We start from the raw sequence: 15,792 nt of genomic DNA, 5'->3' as shown, positions 1-15,792 counted from the left end.
GGATGGGCCGAGCCTTTTACACAACGCCACGGCAGCGCCGGCCGGGCCACCTCAGACCAGCAGGCCGTTTTCCATAGCAAATTTGATGAGGGCGGCCGTGTTCTTGGCCTGGGTTTTCTCGATGATGTTCTGCCGGTGCGTTTCGATGGTGCGCTTGCTGGTGAAGAGCTTGTCGGCAATTTCAGCGTTGGTCAGGCCTTCGGCAATGAGCTTGAGCACCTCCGTTTCGCGGTTGGAGAGGTCAGAGGGCTTTTTGGCGGCCGGCGCGGCGTGGCCCTGCACCAGCTTGCTGAGCAGGTTCAGCCCGATTTCGGTGCAGAGGAAAGGCTTGCCGGCCGCCACCGTGCGAATGGCGTGCACGATTTCCTCCTTGCTGGCATTCTTCAGCACGTAGCCCAGAGCGCCGGCTTCCAGCACCTGCTGCACGTACTTCTCGTGGTCGAGCATGCTCAGGATGAGCACCCGCACCTGCGGAAACTGCTCGCGCAACAGCGGCACGGCCTCGAAGCCCGACACGCCGGGCATGTTCAGGTCCATCAGCACCACGTCGGCCGGGGTAGCGGGCAGCATGTCGAGCAGCTCGCGGCCGTTGCGCGCCTGCCCCACCACCTGGAAATCGGGCACGTCGGCCAGCAGGGCCTGAATACCGTCGCGGATAATGGTGTGGTCGTCGACCAGAAGGAGGCGTATCATGGGCGTGGCGTGGTGGGGGCAGAACCGGGTTTCGACAATAACGGGGAAAGCCGCCGGTTGGCCGGCCGGAAGCGGCATTTTCAGCACTTGCACGGAAGCGGAAGCCACCCGCCGCAACAGGTAGTTATAAATACGGATAATCAAAATAGTAACTAACCCCGGGAGCTATGAGCGGCCAGGCGGTTAACTTTGGCAATGACGCCACAAACCATCAATAAATAACAGTATTTCAGGCATTTACCCGTCATCCACCCCGCTCTATCGCGTCCGTGGCACCGGGCTTTTTGCTCCGGCACCCTTATTCACCCCCACCTCTCCGGCAGCACCCGTCATCCGCCTGAGCACCGCCTGAGCACCGCCCTGCGTGGTTCGGCTCACCCCGCAGTTCGGCTGACGGCAGCAGTCCGGGCCGAGGCAGCGTAACGGGCCGCGCTATTTGTACGCAGTAGCCCGGCCCGACGGGGGTCAAACCATCCGTACAAAGCGGTAAAATGCACCGCGTTACCTGTTTTTTCAGGCCCAATCATCGACTGTTGCCGCCGGGCTTGCGTTAGTAGCAAGGTCCCCACTCCCCGCTCTTTTTTCCTCAACCAACCCCTACTGTTATGGCAACCAATCATGTGACGCAACGCACTACTTCCGGCGCCGCTGCCGCCAAAGCCGGCGGCAGCCGCCCTCAGAGCAACACCAGCCGGCGCGGCTTTGCCTCGATGGACCCCGAGCAGCAGCGCCGCATTGCCTCCGAGGGCGGCAAGGCCTCGCACGCCAGCGGCCGCGGCCACGAATGGACCTCCCAGGAAGCCCGCGAAGCCGGCCGCAAGGGCGGGCAGAGCAGCACCCGCCGCAGCACCGCCAAGACGGCCTAAGCTGAATTAAGTCGGACCGATGGCCGCCGCTCCGCCAGCCCCGGCCCGCAAAAAAGCCCCCGTACCGCGCGGTACGGGGGCTTTTTTGCGAGCCGGCGGTGTTTTACACGTGCAGTTGATCCTGCACCGGCAGGGTATAGCGCTGCCCGCGGGCTAGCAGGTGCACCCGCAGCTCGCGGATGCTGAACACCTCCCCGGGCTGGATTTCGTGAATGGTATTGCCCTGGCACTGGCGTCCGTCGACGACGACTACCATGCCATTGCCGATAACTTCCATTTCCTGCCCGTCGGTCACCACTACCGCCGTGTCTTCCTCCAGCCCCAGCCCGATGCAGCCGGGGTTGGTGGCAATGATCTGGGCCACGCGCACGATGCGCCCGCGGGCCACGAAGTGGGTATCGATGGCCACGTCGTGCATAAGCTGCAGGCCGGTGGTGATGTGGATTTCGTCCTTGAGGAAGCCCGCGTCGTTGCGGCCCTGGTAGATCATGGGCGTGCTCATGGCCGTGGCCCCGGCCGAGGTGCCCGCAATGACGATGCGCGAGTGGGCGTAGCGTTCCTTCAGGCGCCGGATCATCTCGGTGCCGCCCAGCGTGGCCGTGAGGCGCAGCTGGTCGCCGCCGGTAAACATCAGGCCGGCCGCGTCGTCGAGCTGGCGCAGGCGGTCCGCGTCGTTGGCCTCGTCGCGGGTCCGGATGTTGAGCACTTCCACCCGCTTCACGCCCAGGTCGTGGAACAGGCGCACGTAGTCGCGGGCGGTGTCTTCGGGCTCGGCGGAGGCCGTGGGCACGATGAGCACCGGCCCGTCGCCGTGCAGCTCCGCCACGAAGCGCTTCAGAATGCTTTCCGGCGCCAGCTCATCGGCGGAGCTGCCCACCTCGTCGCCCACGGTTTGCGGGTCTTTCTGCTCGTGCCCGCCAATGATAATCAGCGTGCCTTTGGGGCGCGGACAACTGGCGGAAGCGGAATGCTGCGGCGTAGACTTTTTGCTTTTGGCCATCTTTTCTGTCGGGTAGCGGGGTTACGCGGCAGCTGTACATACGCAGGTGCGCCCCGCCCGATGCTATCAACGCAGCGGGGCCGCCGGAGCCGGTTGCTCCGACGGCCCCGTCAGGCTGGCCGGCACACGCCGCGGCCTACCGCTCGCCCACCCAGGCCACGCACTTCAGCTCGATGGCAATGGGCGTGGGCAGACAGTTGATTTCGACGGTGGTGCGGCAGGGCTGGTTGGTGGCAAAGTACTCCGCGTAGAGGCGGTTGTAGGTCTGAAAGTCGTCCTGCATGTTGGTCAGGAACACGGTCACGTCGACCAGGTCTTCCCAGCGGGCCCCGGCTTCCTCCACGATGTAGCGCACGTTCTGAAACACGGCGTGGCACTGGCTCTCGAAGTCGTAGCGCAGGATGTTGCCGTCTTCGTCCAGCTCCACGCCGGGCACGTGCTTCTGCCCGCGCTGGCGCGGGCCCACGCCGGACAGGAACAGCAGGTTGCCCACGCGGCGGGCGTGCGGGTACAGGCCCACCGGCTCGGGGGCGCGGGCCGAGTTACGGGCCGAGGAATCGGGGGCGGGGGTGGCGTCGGGGGTGGTCATGGGCCGAAAATAGCCGCTTTTTCCTAGCTTGAGGTGAATCTGGTGAGATGGTGAAATCGTGAAATGGTGAGTTGACGTTCAACTTGCTCCAACATCAAACTCACCACTTCACGACTTCACCATCTCACCGCCTATGCTCCGTCCCGTTTGCCTGGCCCTCATCTTGGCCGCCCTCACCGCCGCCGCGCCCGCAGCCCTGGCCCAGAAAACCAAGCTGAAGTACCCCAAGCAGACCGCCGCGCCCGACGTGTACGACGCGGTGGAGAAGCCCGCCGTGCCCGTGGACGGCGTGGAGGCCTACGGCAACTACATCGGCGACCGGCTGAACTACCCCACCGCCGCGCTACAGGCCGGCGTGCAGGGCACGGTGGAAGTGACCTTCGTGGTGGAGAAAACCGGCGCCACCTCCAACTGGGAAGTCACCAAGAGCCTCTCGCCGGAGTGCGACGCCGAAGCCCTGCGCCTGATCAAGGCTGGCCCGCGCTGGACGCCCGCCCAGCACAAGGGCGGCGTGGTGCGCCAGCGCGTGACCATGCCCATCACCTTCCAGATTCCGGCCGGCAGCGACAACGCGGGCACCGCCGCTGCTCCGGCCAGCACCACCCCGGCCACCACGGCCGACGGCCTGCAGACCGTGGCGCCCGACGAACCGGCCCGGCCGGTGGGCGGTACCGAGGCCTGGTTTGAGTGGGTGCAGCAGGTGCAGAAATACCCCGCCCTGGCCCGGCAGCGCAAGGTATCGGGCAAGGTGATGATGGAGTTTGTCATCGAGAAAGACGGCTCGCTCTCGAACATCAAACCGGTGAAGCGCCTGGGCTCCGGCCTCGACGAAGAAGCCATCCGCATCGTAAAAGCCAGCCCCAAATGGGAGCCGGCAAAGTATAAGGGGGCCCCCATCCGTCAGAAGATGGTACTACCGATCCTCTTCTCGTTGTAGGCCCGGCCCGCGCCGCTGTATTCGCCGAAACATTTCGGGGCGCGGCGGGTACTTGTAGCACCCTTTCTCCCCCAACGCCGCCCCATGTTCAGTCCGCTGCCCGTCGTCTCGCCCAATGCCATTATCGTTCCGGCAGCGGCCGAGTTTACCATCTGGCCCTACCAGCACCGCTTTCAGCAGGCCGCGCAGCACATGGCCGAGGGCATTTTCGACGACCTTGACGCCGAGCTGCAACCCATCGTGATGCTCATCGGTATTCCGATGGAAGGCGGCGCGGCCGTGTGCCTGGAGCCCGAAACCTGCGGCCTGCCCTCCGAAGCCTTCTACGGCGTGGTGGCCCGCGGGCAGTATCTGCGCCGCACCGAGTCGGAGGGCTGGCCGGGGCGCGAGGGCGACACCGCCGAAATCCGGCGGAAGCGCCACGAGTTCAAGGGCATTAAGCTGGCCGTACAGGAAGTGCTCGACGAGCTCACGCCCCGCAACGGCGCCCGCCGCTCCTTCGCCGGCTGGCCGGTGCTCATCGGCGAGTTTTTCGTGGTGACGGTGCTGCAGCTGCGCCGCAAGGCCCTGCGCCACCACCCGGCCCTGAAGCCCTACCGCTACTATACCGACGGCCGCCCCCTGGCGTCGTCGCTGATCGAAGCGGCCATTGCGCGCTTCAGCGAGGAGTGCGTGAAGGCCCTCACCGAGCCCGAGCCCGGCTCCGGCCTGCTCACCCGCCCCCGCGACACCGACGAAATCGTGCGGGCCGCCGGCAAGTTCCTGATGGACACGCCCGCCCAGGCCCTGGGCCTCGACCCGGCCGGCGCCAAGCTCTTCAACGTGCTGAACACGGTGTCGTCGTTGCGCTACGAGGGCACGGCCGGCGTGGGGCAGCTGGTGCTGGCCCGGCGCGGCCACCCCAACGTGCAGGAAATCTTCGCCCTCACCTGCCCCACCCCGCTCAGCGACTACCGCGCCGTGCGCAAGCTGCTGCAGATGTCGACCAGCGACGTGAGCCTGCTCTCCGACGGCGAAAACGTGTACGCCCTGGGCCGCACCCTGGGCCAGTACGACGCCACCCGCGAGGATATGTTCGTCATCAGCTTCCTGCACCATTACGTGTGGGAGCTGCGCCACGACGGGCAGGTACTGGTGCGCGCCGCCTACGGGCAACCCAACCTGCCCCAGTCGCGCCTGAGCCGTTCGGAGTTCCGCCGCGGCCTGCGCGACACCTTCGGCGTGACGGAACCCGAAAAAGTGGAGCGCCTCTGGGACGTGCTGCTCGAAGCCAGCCGCCAGAAGCACGGTACGCTGGTCGTCATCACCACCGAGGCCCTGGCCGAGGCCGACCGCCTGAAGCTGCAGTGCACCCTCATCGAGCCGGTACCGCTCACCCCGCTTATCACCCGCCTCGTCACCGCCATCGACGGGGCCGTGCTCATCGACCCGGAGGCCTACTGCTACTCCATCGGCGTGATTCTGGACGGCAAGGCCTCGGGCCGGGGCTCCAGCACCCGGGGGGCGCGATACAACTCGGCCCTGCGCTACGTGGAAAGCTCGCCCTATCCGTGCATGGCCATCGTGGTGAGCGAAGACGGCCTGGTCGATATTCTGACCAAGGACACGCTGCCGAACCGGCACGAATAGGCAGCCCGCTCATTGGGCTCAAACAACGAAGGCCACGCGTCCGGGACGCGCGGCCTTCGTTGGTTTTGAAGTAATCCGCCACGGAAGCCGCTGGCCGGCTTGCGCGCAGCCTTTTCCACGCCCTACCGCTCCCACCAGCGCGAGATGAAGCCCGCGGGCTCGACCTCCGTTGGAACGCCGGGCTTGGGCAACAGCAGCGGAATACCAGCCGCGGCGGCCAGTTCCTGCACCTGCTCCACCGGCTCGCGCCAGCTGTGAAAAGCCAGGTTGAAAGTGCCCCAATGAATCGGCAGCAGCACCTTTCCACCTAAGGCCTGGTGGGCCTGAATGGCGTTTTCGGGCCCGAGGTGAATGTCGGGCCAGCCCTCCCCGTAGGCGCCTACTTCCAGCATGGTCAGATCGAACGGCCCGTAGGCGGCACCAATTTCGGTGTGGCCGGCCAGAAACGGGCCGGTGTCGCCGCCGAAGAATACGCGGTGCCGCGGGCCCTGCAGCACGTAGGAGGCCCACAGCGTCTGGTTCTGGCCGGTGATACCGCGGCCCGAGAAGTGCCGGGCGGGCACGGCCGTCACGGTCAGGTCGGCCACCTGGAAGGAGTCGGTCCAGTCCAGCTCGTGAATCAGCTGCGGCGCCCAGCCGGCTTCGGCGTAGTAACGGCCCACCCGCAGCGGGCACAGCACCGGCACGGTGGGCTGCAGCCGGGCCAGCTGGCGCAGGGTAGCCGGGTCGAGGTGGTCGTAGTGGTCGTGCGACTGCACGATGAGGTCGAGCGGCGGCAGATCCTGCAGGGCCAGCGGCACCGGGAAGAAGCGCTTGCCGAAACCCAGCGGCACCGGCGAGGCGTACGATGCCCACATTGGGTCGGTCAGGATGCGGCGGCCGTCCAGCTCCAGCAGCACCGTGGAGTGGCCCAGCCAGGTCACGCGCAGGTCGGCGGCCGGGCCGGCACAGGCCGCGGCTTCGGTGCGAAACGGGGCCAGCGCGGGATTAGGCACGCGTTCCTCGGGCCCGCGCAGCATCTTCCAGATGATGGGCAACATGCCGTTTTCCACGCCTTTGGCAGTGGGCACGGGATTCAGAAACTCAGCGCCCTGACGACGGGCGCGCTGCAGAAAAGGCATAGCGAAACGAATAGCCGGCTGGCAAAGGGCCGCCGGGGTATGGAGCAAGACGCACGGCCCGGCAAAATACTTTGACTGCCTGCTCGCCTTTCGCCAGCCGTCATGTAAGCGGGGCTGACTACCGCCGCACGACAACCGTGCTACCGCCTTGCTTGTGCGTGGGCGGTTGCTCTGCACGCTTCCGAAGCCGTTTTCTTGCCCAGCTCTTACGCCCGCTTTTTTGCCCGAAACGACCAGGTGATACGAAACACGGCCACCACGTCGCCGCTTTCGTCGCGGCCGGTGCTGGTGGCCTGCACGGTGCGGCCCTCGCCGGTGGCCCGGCTTTCGGCCACGGCCCGGGCAATGGCGGCCCCATCCGCGCACTCGAAGGCAATGCGCGTGACGGCCTTTTTAGTGAAGTCGGCCTCCAGCCCCACCACCAGCATCGACACCGGGGCGCCGGTGCTGGTGTGCATCATGGCCAGCACGCCCGAGGCCATTTCGGCGGCCATGCTCAGGCAGGCGAAGTAGATGCTACGAAAGGGGTTCTGGGTGAGAAATTTGAAGGGCACCGTGACGGTGGCGGCCTCCAGCGTGAGCTGCTGCACGCGCACCCCGGCAATGCCCGCCGCGGGTAGTCGGCTGAACAAAAACAGGCGCTGCTTGAGCGGGTTGAGTAGCTGGCGGCGGAAGGCGGCCAGCGCGGGCGTGTCGACAAGGGTATTCGGGGCGGGCTGGGGCAGCATGGCTTCGGTGGGAATGGATGGCTGGTAAGGTAGCAGAAATACTCGGCATGCCGACTATTTACGCACCGGCTCGCGGTACTGCCTATCTTTCCTTTTTATTCCGCCATGCCCGCTGCCTCTCCTACCGCCTCGCCAGCCGCTCCCGACACCGCGCTGGTTGATCAGCTCCTTGATTTTGTGCGCCGCACCGGCCTGCCGGTACGCGAGGCCCCGGTGCTGGCCGACTCCTTTCTGCCCGGCCTGCGCATCGACAACGGCGGGCTGGTGGTGGACCGCAGGCGCCTGCTCTACCCCGGCGACATTCTGCACGAGGCGGGGCATCTGGCCGTGGTGCCCGCCGCCGTGCGCGCCACGCTCGGCGCCAACATTGCCGACTACCGCACGCCCGACGAGGCCCAGGGCGACGAAATCGTGGCCCAGCTCTGGAGCTACGCCGCCGCCGTAGCCCTCGGCCTTTCCCCGGCCGTCGTCTTTCACGCCGACGGCTACCACGGCCACAGCGAGTGGTTCACCAGCAATTACCAGCGCGGGCAGTACCCCGGCCTCCCCTTACTGGTCTGGATGGGCCTGACCACCGCCGACGCATTTCCGCGCATGACGCGCTGGCTGCGCGAGTAGCCTGGTGTTGCCAACGGAAAAAGACCGTCATCCGGAGGCATGGCCGCACCGAAGGTCGACGTAGTCCAGAACCTTCCGCGCACCCTGCCCCGCCGCGGCTGACGAAGTACAGACGTCTTTTCAGCATCAACAAGCAGAAGCGCAGCCATCAACGCCCAATCGTAAGGGCATGATGGCTGCGCTTCTTGATGCGCGACATGCGCCGGCTCACGGGCTGGGGCGGTTACGAGCCTTTTTCCAGCACCAACACCACTTTATTGAAGTTGGCGGAGGCGTTAATGACGTTGCGGAAGGCCTCGAAGTCTTTTTTCGGCCAGTAGATCTGGTTGTAGCTTTCCTCGATCTGCACGGTCACCTTCTGGCCCTGCTGCTGAAAGCCGGAGTGAAAGAAATACACCGGCTTGTCGGCGGGGCCGGCGTCGGCTTTGATGTTGAGGTCCGTAAGATTGCGGATGCGGTAGCCGGTCGGAATGTCGAAGGTAATGGTACGGTTGAAGCGGTGGTTGTACACGTTTTCCACGTCGAGCTGCCGTTCTTCCTGCTGGTACAGGGACGACTGCGGCCCGATCAGCTCCCCGACTTTGAAGAGGTACTTGGGCCCGGCCCGGTCGAGCACGGCGGCCGATTCCACGGTGGCGTCGATGGTGAGCGGGTGCTGCAGGGCGTTGCGGTTGGGCTCGGCGTTTTTCACCTCCAGCGACTTAAACGTAGCATCGGGCACCGAGCTTTTCACCAGCGTCTGCAGCACTTCGGTGCGCTTGTCGGTCGGCATCAGCGGGAAGTAGGGCTGAATGGGCTGGGCCTGGTAGCCGCCGAAAATCTGCCGGATGGCCACGGTGGCCTTGTCCAGCGCCGGGGCGAAGTCCACCTTGATGTCGAGGTCGTTGGGGCTCAGCTCGGCGGGCAGGGCCGGAATGTCGCGCAGCACGCCCACGGCCGACTCGGCCGTGCCCAGCTGCACCAGCTTCACCGACAAGGCCTTACCGGCCGTCCACTCGGCCGGAATCATGCCGTAGCGGTATTCGGGGCGGCCGGGGGCGAGGTACTGCTTGGTGGCGGGAAAGTAGAAGGCGTAATGGTCGAGCTGGTTCCAGGTGTCGAAGTCGCCGTCGAAGGGAATTTCACTGCGGTCGGCCACCACCACCACCTCGTGGGTGATGTCGTGGGCGCGCAGCAGGCCGGCCAGCAGGCGGGCCATGCCCAGCTCCGAGGCCGTGCGCGTGGCCACCACCTGCCCCACCCGGTACACGCCGGGGCCCACGTTGATGCTGGTCTTGACGCCCTGTTCCAGGGCCCGGATCTGCTCTTCCACCGGCAGGGAAGTCGACACATTGAGCTGCTTGTCGAACTTCTCCACGGCCTTTTTCTCGTCCTTGTCCAGCTCCCACACCTGCCCGTACACCAGCTGGCTGGCGTCGTTCCAGGTGAAGAGGCGGCTGCGGCCGCGCTGGGCGGTGTAGGCAATCTTGAACTCGACGCGCATGCGCTGGGCCGAGCTGTGGGCAAAGGCTTCGTCGCGCAGGGCGGGCACGTCGGCGAGCTGCACGCGCAGGCGACGTTTTTTGGTGCTGCTGAGCGTGTCGATTTTGGCCTCGGGGCCATGGTAGGTGCGCGCCTCGTAGGTCACGCTAGCCGGGGCAATCAGCTCGAAGTCCACGTCGTGGGCGGGCACGGCGTTCTGCAGCCACTCGCGGCCGAAGTAGTCGGCGTCGGAAAGGTGGGCGTAGATGTATTCCACCTCGCTGCCCTTCTCCACGCCCTCCACGGCAATGATGCGGAAGTTGCGGCGGCTGCCTTCGCCGTCCTTCAGCTCCTTCATATCCTTTTCGGCCACTTCCACTACCTGCCCGCGCGGGCTCACGGTGCGCGCCCGCAGCTGCAGCACCTGCCCGCTGCCGTCGACGGGCAGGTAGATTTTGTTGTACTGCTCGATGCCCTCGTCGGTGTTCACGCGCACGATGCGGTGCTCCACGGTATACATCAGCGGCCGGTGGCGGGCGTCGAAAGCGTACTCGCGGGCCGTGAAGTCGCGCAGGATGACGGCCGGCTGGCCTTCATCAGCGGCCGACACGGGCAGGCGGGCGTGGCGGTCCTGCCACTTGTAGTCGGCGTAGGTCAGCCCATCGGGCAGCTCGACTTTGGCGGTTTTCTGGGCCAGCGCGGGCAGGGCGGCACCGGTGAGCAGCAGGGCCAGCAGCGGCCGGTGGAAGGTGAATGCAGAGCGCATAAGCGGATAATAAAGCAGATAAAGCCCGTGCTACAGCGGCTTGCGTTTCAAAATCAAAGCGTCGCGGTAGGCTTCGCTGAGTTGGCCGACGACTTTGTTGTAGGCGGCGAATTGCTTGGGTTCGAGCAGCAGGTAGTTCACGTACACTTCCTTGTCCTGCACCACCTTGTTGCCCTCGCGGCGGTAGCTGATGCGGAAGCCGGCCACCGCGTCGTCGGCCTGCACGTTGGCGGGCAGGTGGCTCAGGTCGTAGCCGGCGGGTATTTCAAACTCGGTCTGCTGGCTGGAGCGGCGGCAGTACTCGTTGGCGCGGGGCAGGCGGCGCCGCGCCAGGTCGATCTGGTCGTTGGTCAGCTCCCGTTCCAGGTTCAGGTTCACGTACAGCTCGTCGCCGGCGCGCTGCACGTAGTCGTCGAGGTGAAACTGGTAGTCCACGGTCAGCGGCTTTTCGGCTTCCGCGAGGCCGCTCACCGTGTATTTGTCGACGAAAAACTTGTTGGAGCCGCGCTCCAGCACGCTGCGCACGGTGCGTTGTTGGGTGAGCTGGTCGGCGCTGCGCAGGGCGGCGGTGGCGCGGCCGCGGGCGTAGCCAGCCAGGGCCAATTGCCCGCTGCCGCGCAGGCTGGTGCCGTCGAGGGTGAGCTTGGTGGCGTCGGTGCGGGCGTTCTGCTCGCGGGCCACCACCGGCACTTCGGCCACGCGGCTGTGCTCCTTATCGAGGCCAATCAGCGCTTCCTTGCCCTGAATCATGGCCGTGGGCAGGCCGAAGGGGTTGTAGGGGTCGGTGGCGTCGAGGAACACCAGCTCGCCGCCGGGCCGCTCGTACACCGCAATCATGTGGTTGTCGACGCCGGGCGTGGCCAGCTCGGAGTAGCGGTAGGGCAGGTCGCGGGTGCCAATCCAGGCCATGTGCGACTTCAGTCCGGCCAGCTGCAGCATGCCGTGGGTGAGGCTGGCCATGTCCTTACAGTCGCCGTAGCGGCGGGTATACACGGCCGCGGGCGCGTGGGGCACAAAGCCGCGCATGCCCTGCTCGAAGGCAATGTAGCGCACGTGGTCCTGCACCCAGTGGTAGATGTTGCGGGCCTTGTCGTCGGGCGTGGCGGCCTTGGCCGTGAGCGAGTCGACGAGGTGCTGGAGCACCGGCGCGGGCGCGGGCTGGTCGAGGTCCTTCACGAAGCTGCGGTACATGGTGTACAGCTCGGGCACGCCCGAAAGCATGCGCTGCGGCTTGCCGGCCAGCGGGGCTTCTTCCACGAAGTAGACCACGTGCGGCAGGTACCAGGCATCCTCGGGGGCGTCGGCGTCGGTGGGCGGGGCGGGCAAATTGTCGGCCACCCAGCGGTAGACCACGGTGCTGCCTTTCTCTTCCTTCGAGAACTGCACGTTGGCGCCCTCGGTGCCGAAGAGCTTGTAGTTTAGCTTCACCGCGCGCGGGGCCGTCACCGTCAGCTCGGCGTGGCGCACGGGCACCCCGGTGGCGAAGTAAAACGGCTGCAGAAAGCGCGCGTCGCGGAATTTCAGCGTGTAGTCGCTGATGGTGCGGGCGCCGGGGCTGACGTTAGGGTAGGTGAAGTTGGTGGCCCGCACGTCGTCGAAGAAGATGCCCGGCCGAATTTCGAACTGCTCGTGAAACTGCTGCACCTTCTGGGCGCGGTAGCTCGTGCCATTGGGCACCATGGTGCGGGCCTCAATCTTCTGCAGCTTAGAAAAATGCGAGCTGAACACCCGGTCTGCGGCGTAGGCGCCGGTGCCCTCGGCCACGTGCAGCAGGTCGCGGTGGTGCCGCGCCGACACGACCAGCGAGTCGCCGCGCAGCTCCAGCAGCACATCCTGCCGGTAGTCGAGGAAGACGGCGGGCTGGCCCGGAAACTGCTGCCGGGCCTCGGCCAGCACCTGCGCGGGCTGCTGGGCCCGGGCCGTGCGGGCGCCGAATACGCTCAGCCCCAGCGCGGCCACCAGAGCCGCGCGCTGCCAGTTATTTGCTGCCATAGACGTAGTTGTTCCAGTACGAGTCGGTGCGCTCGGGCTTGCCCTGGGCGGTGTAGTACACGGTGGGGCCGCTCTGCTCACCGCTGCGCCAGCTTTCCTCGCGCAGCAGGGTGCCGTCGGGGCGGTAGTAGCGGCTGCGGCCGTGCTTTTCGCCGTGGGCGTAGGCTTCGTCGGCCAGCAGCTTGCCGTCGGCGCCGTACTCGCGCTGCGGACCCACGTTCAGGCCGTCGCGCAGGGTGTTTTCGCGCATGAGCTGGCCGTTGCTGTGGTAGAGCTTGCAGGTACCGTCGAACTGCCCGTTGCGGTAGGTTTCCTCGGCGGCCAGCTTGCCGTTGGCGTAGTAGCTTTTCACGGTGCCGTTCTGGCTGCTCAGGTCCTGCCAGGCGCCGGGCTTGCCGTCGGCCTGCGCGCTGCGCCAGGCCATGATGTCGTCCTGCTGGTAGCGCTTCTCGTAGATGAGCTGCCCGGCGGGGTCGAAGGTGCGGCTCAGGCCGTGCAGCTCGCCGCTGCGGTAGGTTTCCACCGAGGCCACCTGCCCGCTTTCGTAGTAAGTGGTCCACTCGCCGTCCTTCTCGCCGCCCACGTAGCGGCCCTGGCTGCGCAGCTTGCCCTCGGCCGAGTAATACTTCCACTCGCCGCTGGGCTCACCGCTCTGGTAGCTGCCCTCCACGGAGGTCTTGCCGCTGGGATAAAAGGCGCGGAACACTCCTTCGCGGCGGCCCTGGCGCATGCCCACGCTGCTCTCGACCTGGCCCGAGGCGAAATACCACTCCTTGCTGGCGTAGAGGCCGCAGCTCAGGCCGGTGCGGGTGCGGAGCTTGCCCGAGGGGTAGGTCAGCTCGTAGTTCGGCGCGTCGACGGCCAGCTTCCGGTCGTCGAGCACGCGGCCGGTGGAGTCGTAGGCCACGACGCGGGTGGGCAGGCTGGCCTTAAACCACTGCTCGCCCCACAGCTTGCCGGTGGGCGTGTAGCTGCGGCGCTGGCCGTTTTCGTCGCCCTGGTAAAAGCCGTATTCCTCGCTGAGCGTGCCGTCGGCGTAGTAGTCGCGCCAGGTGCCCTGCCGCTGCCCGTTCACGTACCAGCCTTCCTGGCGCAGCACCCCGTCGGCGGCGTACTCCTCGAAGCGGCCGTGCTTGCTGCCCGCTTCGTAGGTGGTGCGGGTGCGCACGCGGCCGTTGGGGTGGAAGGCTTCCACCACGCCGTCGAGCTGGTCGTCGCGGTAGCGCTGGCGCACCGAGGGCGTGCCGTGGCGGTACACGTAGGTCCATTCGCCCTGCTGCAGGCCCTGGCGGTAGGTGCCGCTGTAGGCGGGCGTGCCGTCGGGGCGCAGGCCGCGCACGGCCACTTCGCCGTTGCCGCTGAGGTTGTTTTGCTGCAGCGGCTTGCCCTGCCGGTCCAGGTACACCGACTTGCGGGCCCGGTCGTGGTCGTAGGTGATTTCGCTGTAGAGCTGGCCGTCCACGTCGTAGTCGCGCAGCACGCCGTGCAGCTTGCCCTGGGCGTCGTAGCTCAGCTCGGTGGAGGGCTTGCCATCGGCGTAGAAGGTTTTCCAGAGGCCGGTGCGCTTGCCCTTGGTGTAGCTGCCCTGCTCGCGCACCTGCCCGTTGGGGTGGTAGCCGGTGTAGGCGCCATTCATCTCGCCCTGCTCCATCGTGCCGCGGTATTCCACGCGCTTGCCGGGGCCGGGGTAGTAGGAGGTTATTGGGCCCTGCTGCTTGCCGGCGGCCATGGTCACCTCGTACTCGGGCGTGCCGTCGGCGTAGAAATCCAGCAGCGGACCGTCGGTCTGGTCCTGGCGGTAGGTGCCGCGCTCCTCCACCTGTCCGCTGGCGAAGTACTTCACGAAGGGCCCGTCCTGCTGGCCGGCGTCGTTGTAGCGCCGCTCCTCGCGCAGGGCCCCGCAGGGATGGAAAATCTTGGCGGGCCCCACCGGCTCCCCGGCGCGGTAGTTGCCCTCGATTTCCAGCTTGCCGGTGTCGTAATACTGCTTGAAGGCGCCCGTGAGCTTGCCCTGCGCGTCGTAGGTGCACTCGCGCTGCAGCTTGCCGTCGGCAAAGTAGTAGCGCCAGGCGCCGGTTTTTTCGCCGCTGGTGTAGCTGCCCTCGCCTTCCAGGTTGCCCTGATTGTCGAAGAACTGCCAGGGGCCTTCGGGAATGACTTTGCCGGCCGCGTCGCGCTTGGCGTCGCCGAGGCCGCTGAGGGCACCTTCGTCGTAGTACCAGGCTTCTACCTTGGTGGGCTTGCCGCCGCGCTCCACGGTGGTAAAGTCGCGCAGCAGGTTCAGCTGGGGCCGGGCCGCGTCGTAGAGCTTGTTGACCTTGCTCATGTTGCCCTTCACCCACTTCAGGGCCTTTTTGTCGTCGGCCGAGCAGAGGATGAGATAGGTGAAGGTCGTGAGGTTGTCGCCCTGGCGCAGCGCCTCCACCAGCGGCCCGTAGGCGCGCTGCCAGAAGTCAGCGGAGGCGGCGTCCTTGGCCAGCGGGAATTTCTCCACCAGCAGCTTGGTCTGCTTCACCACGGCGGCCTGGAAGTTCACCGGGCTCTGGTAGTCCTTGCGCAGGGCCACGCGCGAGGCCAGCAGCTCGTCGAGCTCCGCAAAAGCCTCGTTGGGCGTGGTGGCGGGCCGCTTGTCCTTGGCCTCCACTTCCAGGCTGCCCGAGGACAGCTGCTCGGCCAGGATCAGCACGCTCTGGCTGCCGTCGGCGTCGGGCTGCAGCATCAGGTAAGTCAGGTAGCCGAGCAGGGCGTGGGCCGAATGGCCCTGCTGCAGCTCCACGCGGGCCAGCTGCAGGTGGCTGGCCGGGTGCATGGGCCGTAGCTCCAGGCTGCGCTGGTACGAGGCCACGGCGGCGGCCGTCTGGCCCGTTTGCCCGGCCAGGGTCACGGCCTGGTTGAACCACAGCGGCCCGGAGTACGGGTACTGCTTCAGCCCGGTCTTGAAGGTGGCCAGCGCCTTATCGACTTGTTTCAGCTCCTCCTGTGAGTTGCCGAGCGTGGCATAGGGCATGGGGCTGCGCTGCCCCAGGTCGATGGCGCGCTGGGCGGCGGCGGCCGCTTCGGCGTACTGGTCGTTGGCCCAGTACGAAAGGGCCAGCTCGCCCTGCACGTCGGTGTAGGCCGAGTCGCTGGCGGGCACGCGCAGGTAGGTGGCAATGGCGGCGGCGAAGTCGTTCTTATCGTGCAGCGCGACGCCCTGGCGCAGGGCCTCGCGGCCGAGCAGCGGCATCTGGGTGGGCGTGGGGGCAGCGGTAGTCCGGGCGGCCCGCGACGGAGCGTCGGCGGGGGCGGAGGGCTGCGCCGTGGCGGCAGCGGCCAGCAGGCTCAGCAGCAGCGTGGAACCAGCGTAGCGGTGGGGCATAGAAACGGGGTAAAAACACGAGCACTCATCCGGG

The 15,792-nt window shown here is 66.6% G+C and carries 12 protein-coding genes; 4 read left to right on the top strand and 8 right to left on the bottom strand.

Annotation, left to right across the window (positions count from 1 at the left end):
- Positions 1-51: 51 nt before the first annotated feature.
- Positions 52-693 (bottom strand): response regulator, encoded by a 642-nt coding sequence (locus FDY95_RS17670; RefSeq protein ID WP_138079812.1) that lies wholly within the window; start codon positions 691-693, stop codon positions 52-54.
- 605 nt (positions 694-1,298) lie between these two features.
- Here FDY95_RS17670 and FDY95_RS17665 point away from each other — a divergent pair.
- The gene (locus FDY95_RS17665) at positions 1,299-1,559 is read left to right on the top strand and encodes a KGG domain-containing protein (RefSeq protein WP_138079811.1); all 261 of its coding nucleotides are present in this window, start codon (positions 1,299-1,301) and stop codon (positions 1,557-1,559) included.
- A gap of 103 nt (positions 1,560-1,662) precedes the next feature.
- On the opposite strand, the gene FDY95_RS17660 is transcribed toward FDY95_RS17665, so the two are convergent.
- A complete protein-coding gene (locus FDY95_RS17660) occupies positions 1,663-2,559 on the bottom strand; it encodes a cyanophycinase (protein WP_138079810.1) in 897 nt (298 codons plus the stop codon).
- Between the two features lie 136 nt (positions 2,560-2,695).
- Positions 2,696-3,148 (bottom strand): RidA family protein, encoded by a 453-nt coding sequence (locus FDY95_RS17655; RefSeq protein ID WP_138079809.1) that lies wholly within the window; start codon positions 3,146-3,148, stop codon positions 2,696-2,698.
- Positions 3,149-3,281: 133 nt separating this feature from the next.
- On the opposite strand from FDY95_RS17655, the gene FDY95_RS17650 reads away from it, so the two are divergent.
- Together FDY95_RS17650 and FDY95_RS17645 are read left to right on the top strand one after the other, a co-directional pair.
- Complete coding sequence (locus tag FDY95_RS17650) at positions 3,282-4,085, top strand: energy transducer TonB (protein WP_138079808.1); 804 nt, start codon at positions 3,282-3,284, stop codon at positions 4,083-4,085.
- 84 nt (positions 4,086-4,169) lie between these two features.
- Positions 4,170-5,714 (top strand): DNA integrity scanning protein DisA nucleotide-binding domain protein, encoded by a 1,545-nt coding sequence (locus FDY95_RS17645; RefSeq protein WP_138079807.1) that lies wholly within the window; start codon positions 4,170-4,172, stop codon positions 5,712-5,714.
- A gap of 122 nt (positions 5,715-5,836) precedes the next feature.
- Here the strand turns inward: FDY95_RS17645 and FDY95_RS17640 are convergent, their stop codons facing one another.
- Entirely contained in the window at positions 5,837-6,835 is a 999-nt protein-coding gene (locus tag FDY95_RS17640) for an MBL fold metallo-hydrolase (protein ID WP_138079806.1), read from the bottom strand.
- Positions 6,836-7,041: 206 nt separating this feature from the next.
- Positions 7,042-7,563 carry a DUF4442 domain-containing protein gene (locus FDY95_RS17635; RefSeq protein WP_138079805.1) on the bottom strand — a complete coding sequence of 174 codons (522 nt, stop codon included), beginning with the start codon at positions 7,561-7,563 and terminating at the stop codon, positions 7,042-7,044.
- Between the two features lie 105 nt (positions 7,564-7,668).
- Here FDY95_RS17635 and FDY95_RS17630 point away from each other — a divergent pair, with 105 nt between their 5' ends.
- Entirely contained in the window at positions 7,669-8,181 is a 513-nt protein-coding gene (locus FDY95_RS17630) for a hypothetical protein (RefSeq protein WP_138079804.1), read from the top strand.
- A 223-nt stretch (positions 8,182-8,404) separates the two neighbouring features.
- Here the strand turns inward: FDY95_RS17630 and FDY95_RS17625 are convergent, their stop codons facing one another.
- Genes FDY95_RS17625 through FDY95_RS17615 form a run of 3 tightly spaced genes read right to left on the bottom strand, consistent with a single transcriptional unit; the run spans position 8,405 to position 15,758 of the window.
- The gene (locus FDY95_RS17625; protein WP_138079803.1) at positions 8,405-10,408 is read right to left on the bottom strand and encodes a DUF3857 domain-containing protein; all 2,004 of its coding nucleotides are present in this window, start codon (positions 10,406-10,408) and stop codon (positions 8,405-8,407) included.
- 30 nt (positions 10,409-10,438) lie between these two features.
- The gene (locus tag FDY95_RS17620) at positions 10,439-12,400 is read right to left on the bottom strand and encodes a DUF3857 domain-containing protein (RefSeq protein ID WP_138079802.1); all 1,962 of its coding nucleotides are present in this window, start codon (positions 12,398-12,400) and stop codon (positions 10,439-10,441) included.
- The gene (locus FDY95_RS17615; protein ID WP_138079801.1) at positions 12,387-15,758 is read right to left on the bottom strand and encodes a toxin-antitoxin system YwqK family antitoxin; all 3,372 of its coding nucleotides are present in this window, start codon (positions 15,756-15,758) and stop codon (positions 12,387-12,389) included. Before FDY95_RS17615 ends, FDY95_RS17620 begins: the two co-directional genes overlap by 14 nt.
- Positions 15,759-15,792: the final 34 nt, after the last annotated feature.

Origin of the sequence: Hymenobacter jeollabukensis (assembly GCF_005771675.1) — a bacterium.
Classification (GTDB): domain Bacteria; phylum Bacteroidota; class Bacteroidia; order Cytophagales; family Hymenobacteraceae; genus Solirubrum; species Solirubrum jeollabukense.
Note: the sequence above shows the minus strand (reverse complement) of the source record. Positions and strands in the feature narration are given on the sequence as shown.

What these genes read in the sequence shown, in the direction of transcription:
- FDY95_RS17670 (WP_138079812.1), bottom strand. Translation starts at nt 693, where the DNA reads ATGATACGCCTCCTTCTGGTCGACGACCACACCATTATCCGCGACGGT.
- FDY95_RS17665 (WP_138079811.1), top strand. Translation starts at nt 1,299, where the DNA reads ATGGCAACCAATCATGTGACGCAACGCACTACTTCCGGCGCCGCTGCC.
- FDY95_RS17660 (WP_138079810.1), bottom strand. Translation starts at nt 2,559, where the DNA reads ATGGCCAAAAGCAAAAAGTCTACGCCGCAGCATTCCGCTTCCGCCAGT.
- FDY95_RS17655 (WP_138079809.1), bottom strand. Translation starts at nt 3,148, where the DNA reads ATGACCACCCCCGACGCCACCCCCGCCCCCGATTCCTCGGCCCGTAAC.
- FDY95_RS17650 (WP_138079808.1), top strand. Translation starts at nt 3,282, where the DNA reads ATGCTCCGTCCCGTTTGCCTGGCCCTCATCTTGGCCGCCCTCACCGCC.
- FDY95_RS17645 (WP_138079807.1), top strand. Translation starts at nt 4,170, where the DNA reads ATGTTCAGTCCGCTGCCCGTCGTCTCGCCCAATGCCATTATCGTTCCG.
- FDY95_RS17640 (WP_138079806.1), bottom strand. Translation starts at nt 6,835, where the DNA reads ATGCCTTTTCTGCAGCGCGCCCGTCGTCAGGGCGCTGAGTTTCTGAAT.
- FDY95_RS17635 (WP_138079805.1), bottom strand. Translation starts at nt 7,563, where the DNA reads ATGCTGCCCCAGCCCGCCCCGAATACCCTTGTCGACACGCCCGCGCTG.
- FDY95_RS17630 (WP_138079804.1), top strand. Translation starts at nt 7,669, where the DNA reads ATGCCCGCTGCCTCTCCTACCGCCTCGCCAGCCGCTCCCGACACCGCG.
- FDY95_RS17625 (WP_138079803.1), bottom strand. Translation starts at nt 10,408, where the DNA reads ATGCGCTCTGCATTCACCTTCCACCGGCCGCTGCTGGCCCTGCTGCTC.
- FDY95_RS17620 (WP_138079802.1), bottom strand. Translation starts at nt 12,400, where the DNA reads ATGGCAGCAAATAACTGGCAGCGCGCGGCTCTGGTGGCCGCGCTGGGG.
- FDY95_RS17615 (WP_138079801.1), bottom strand. Translation starts at nt 15,758, where the DNA reads ATGCCCCACCGCTACGCTGGTTCCACGCTGCTGCTGAGCCTGCTGGCC.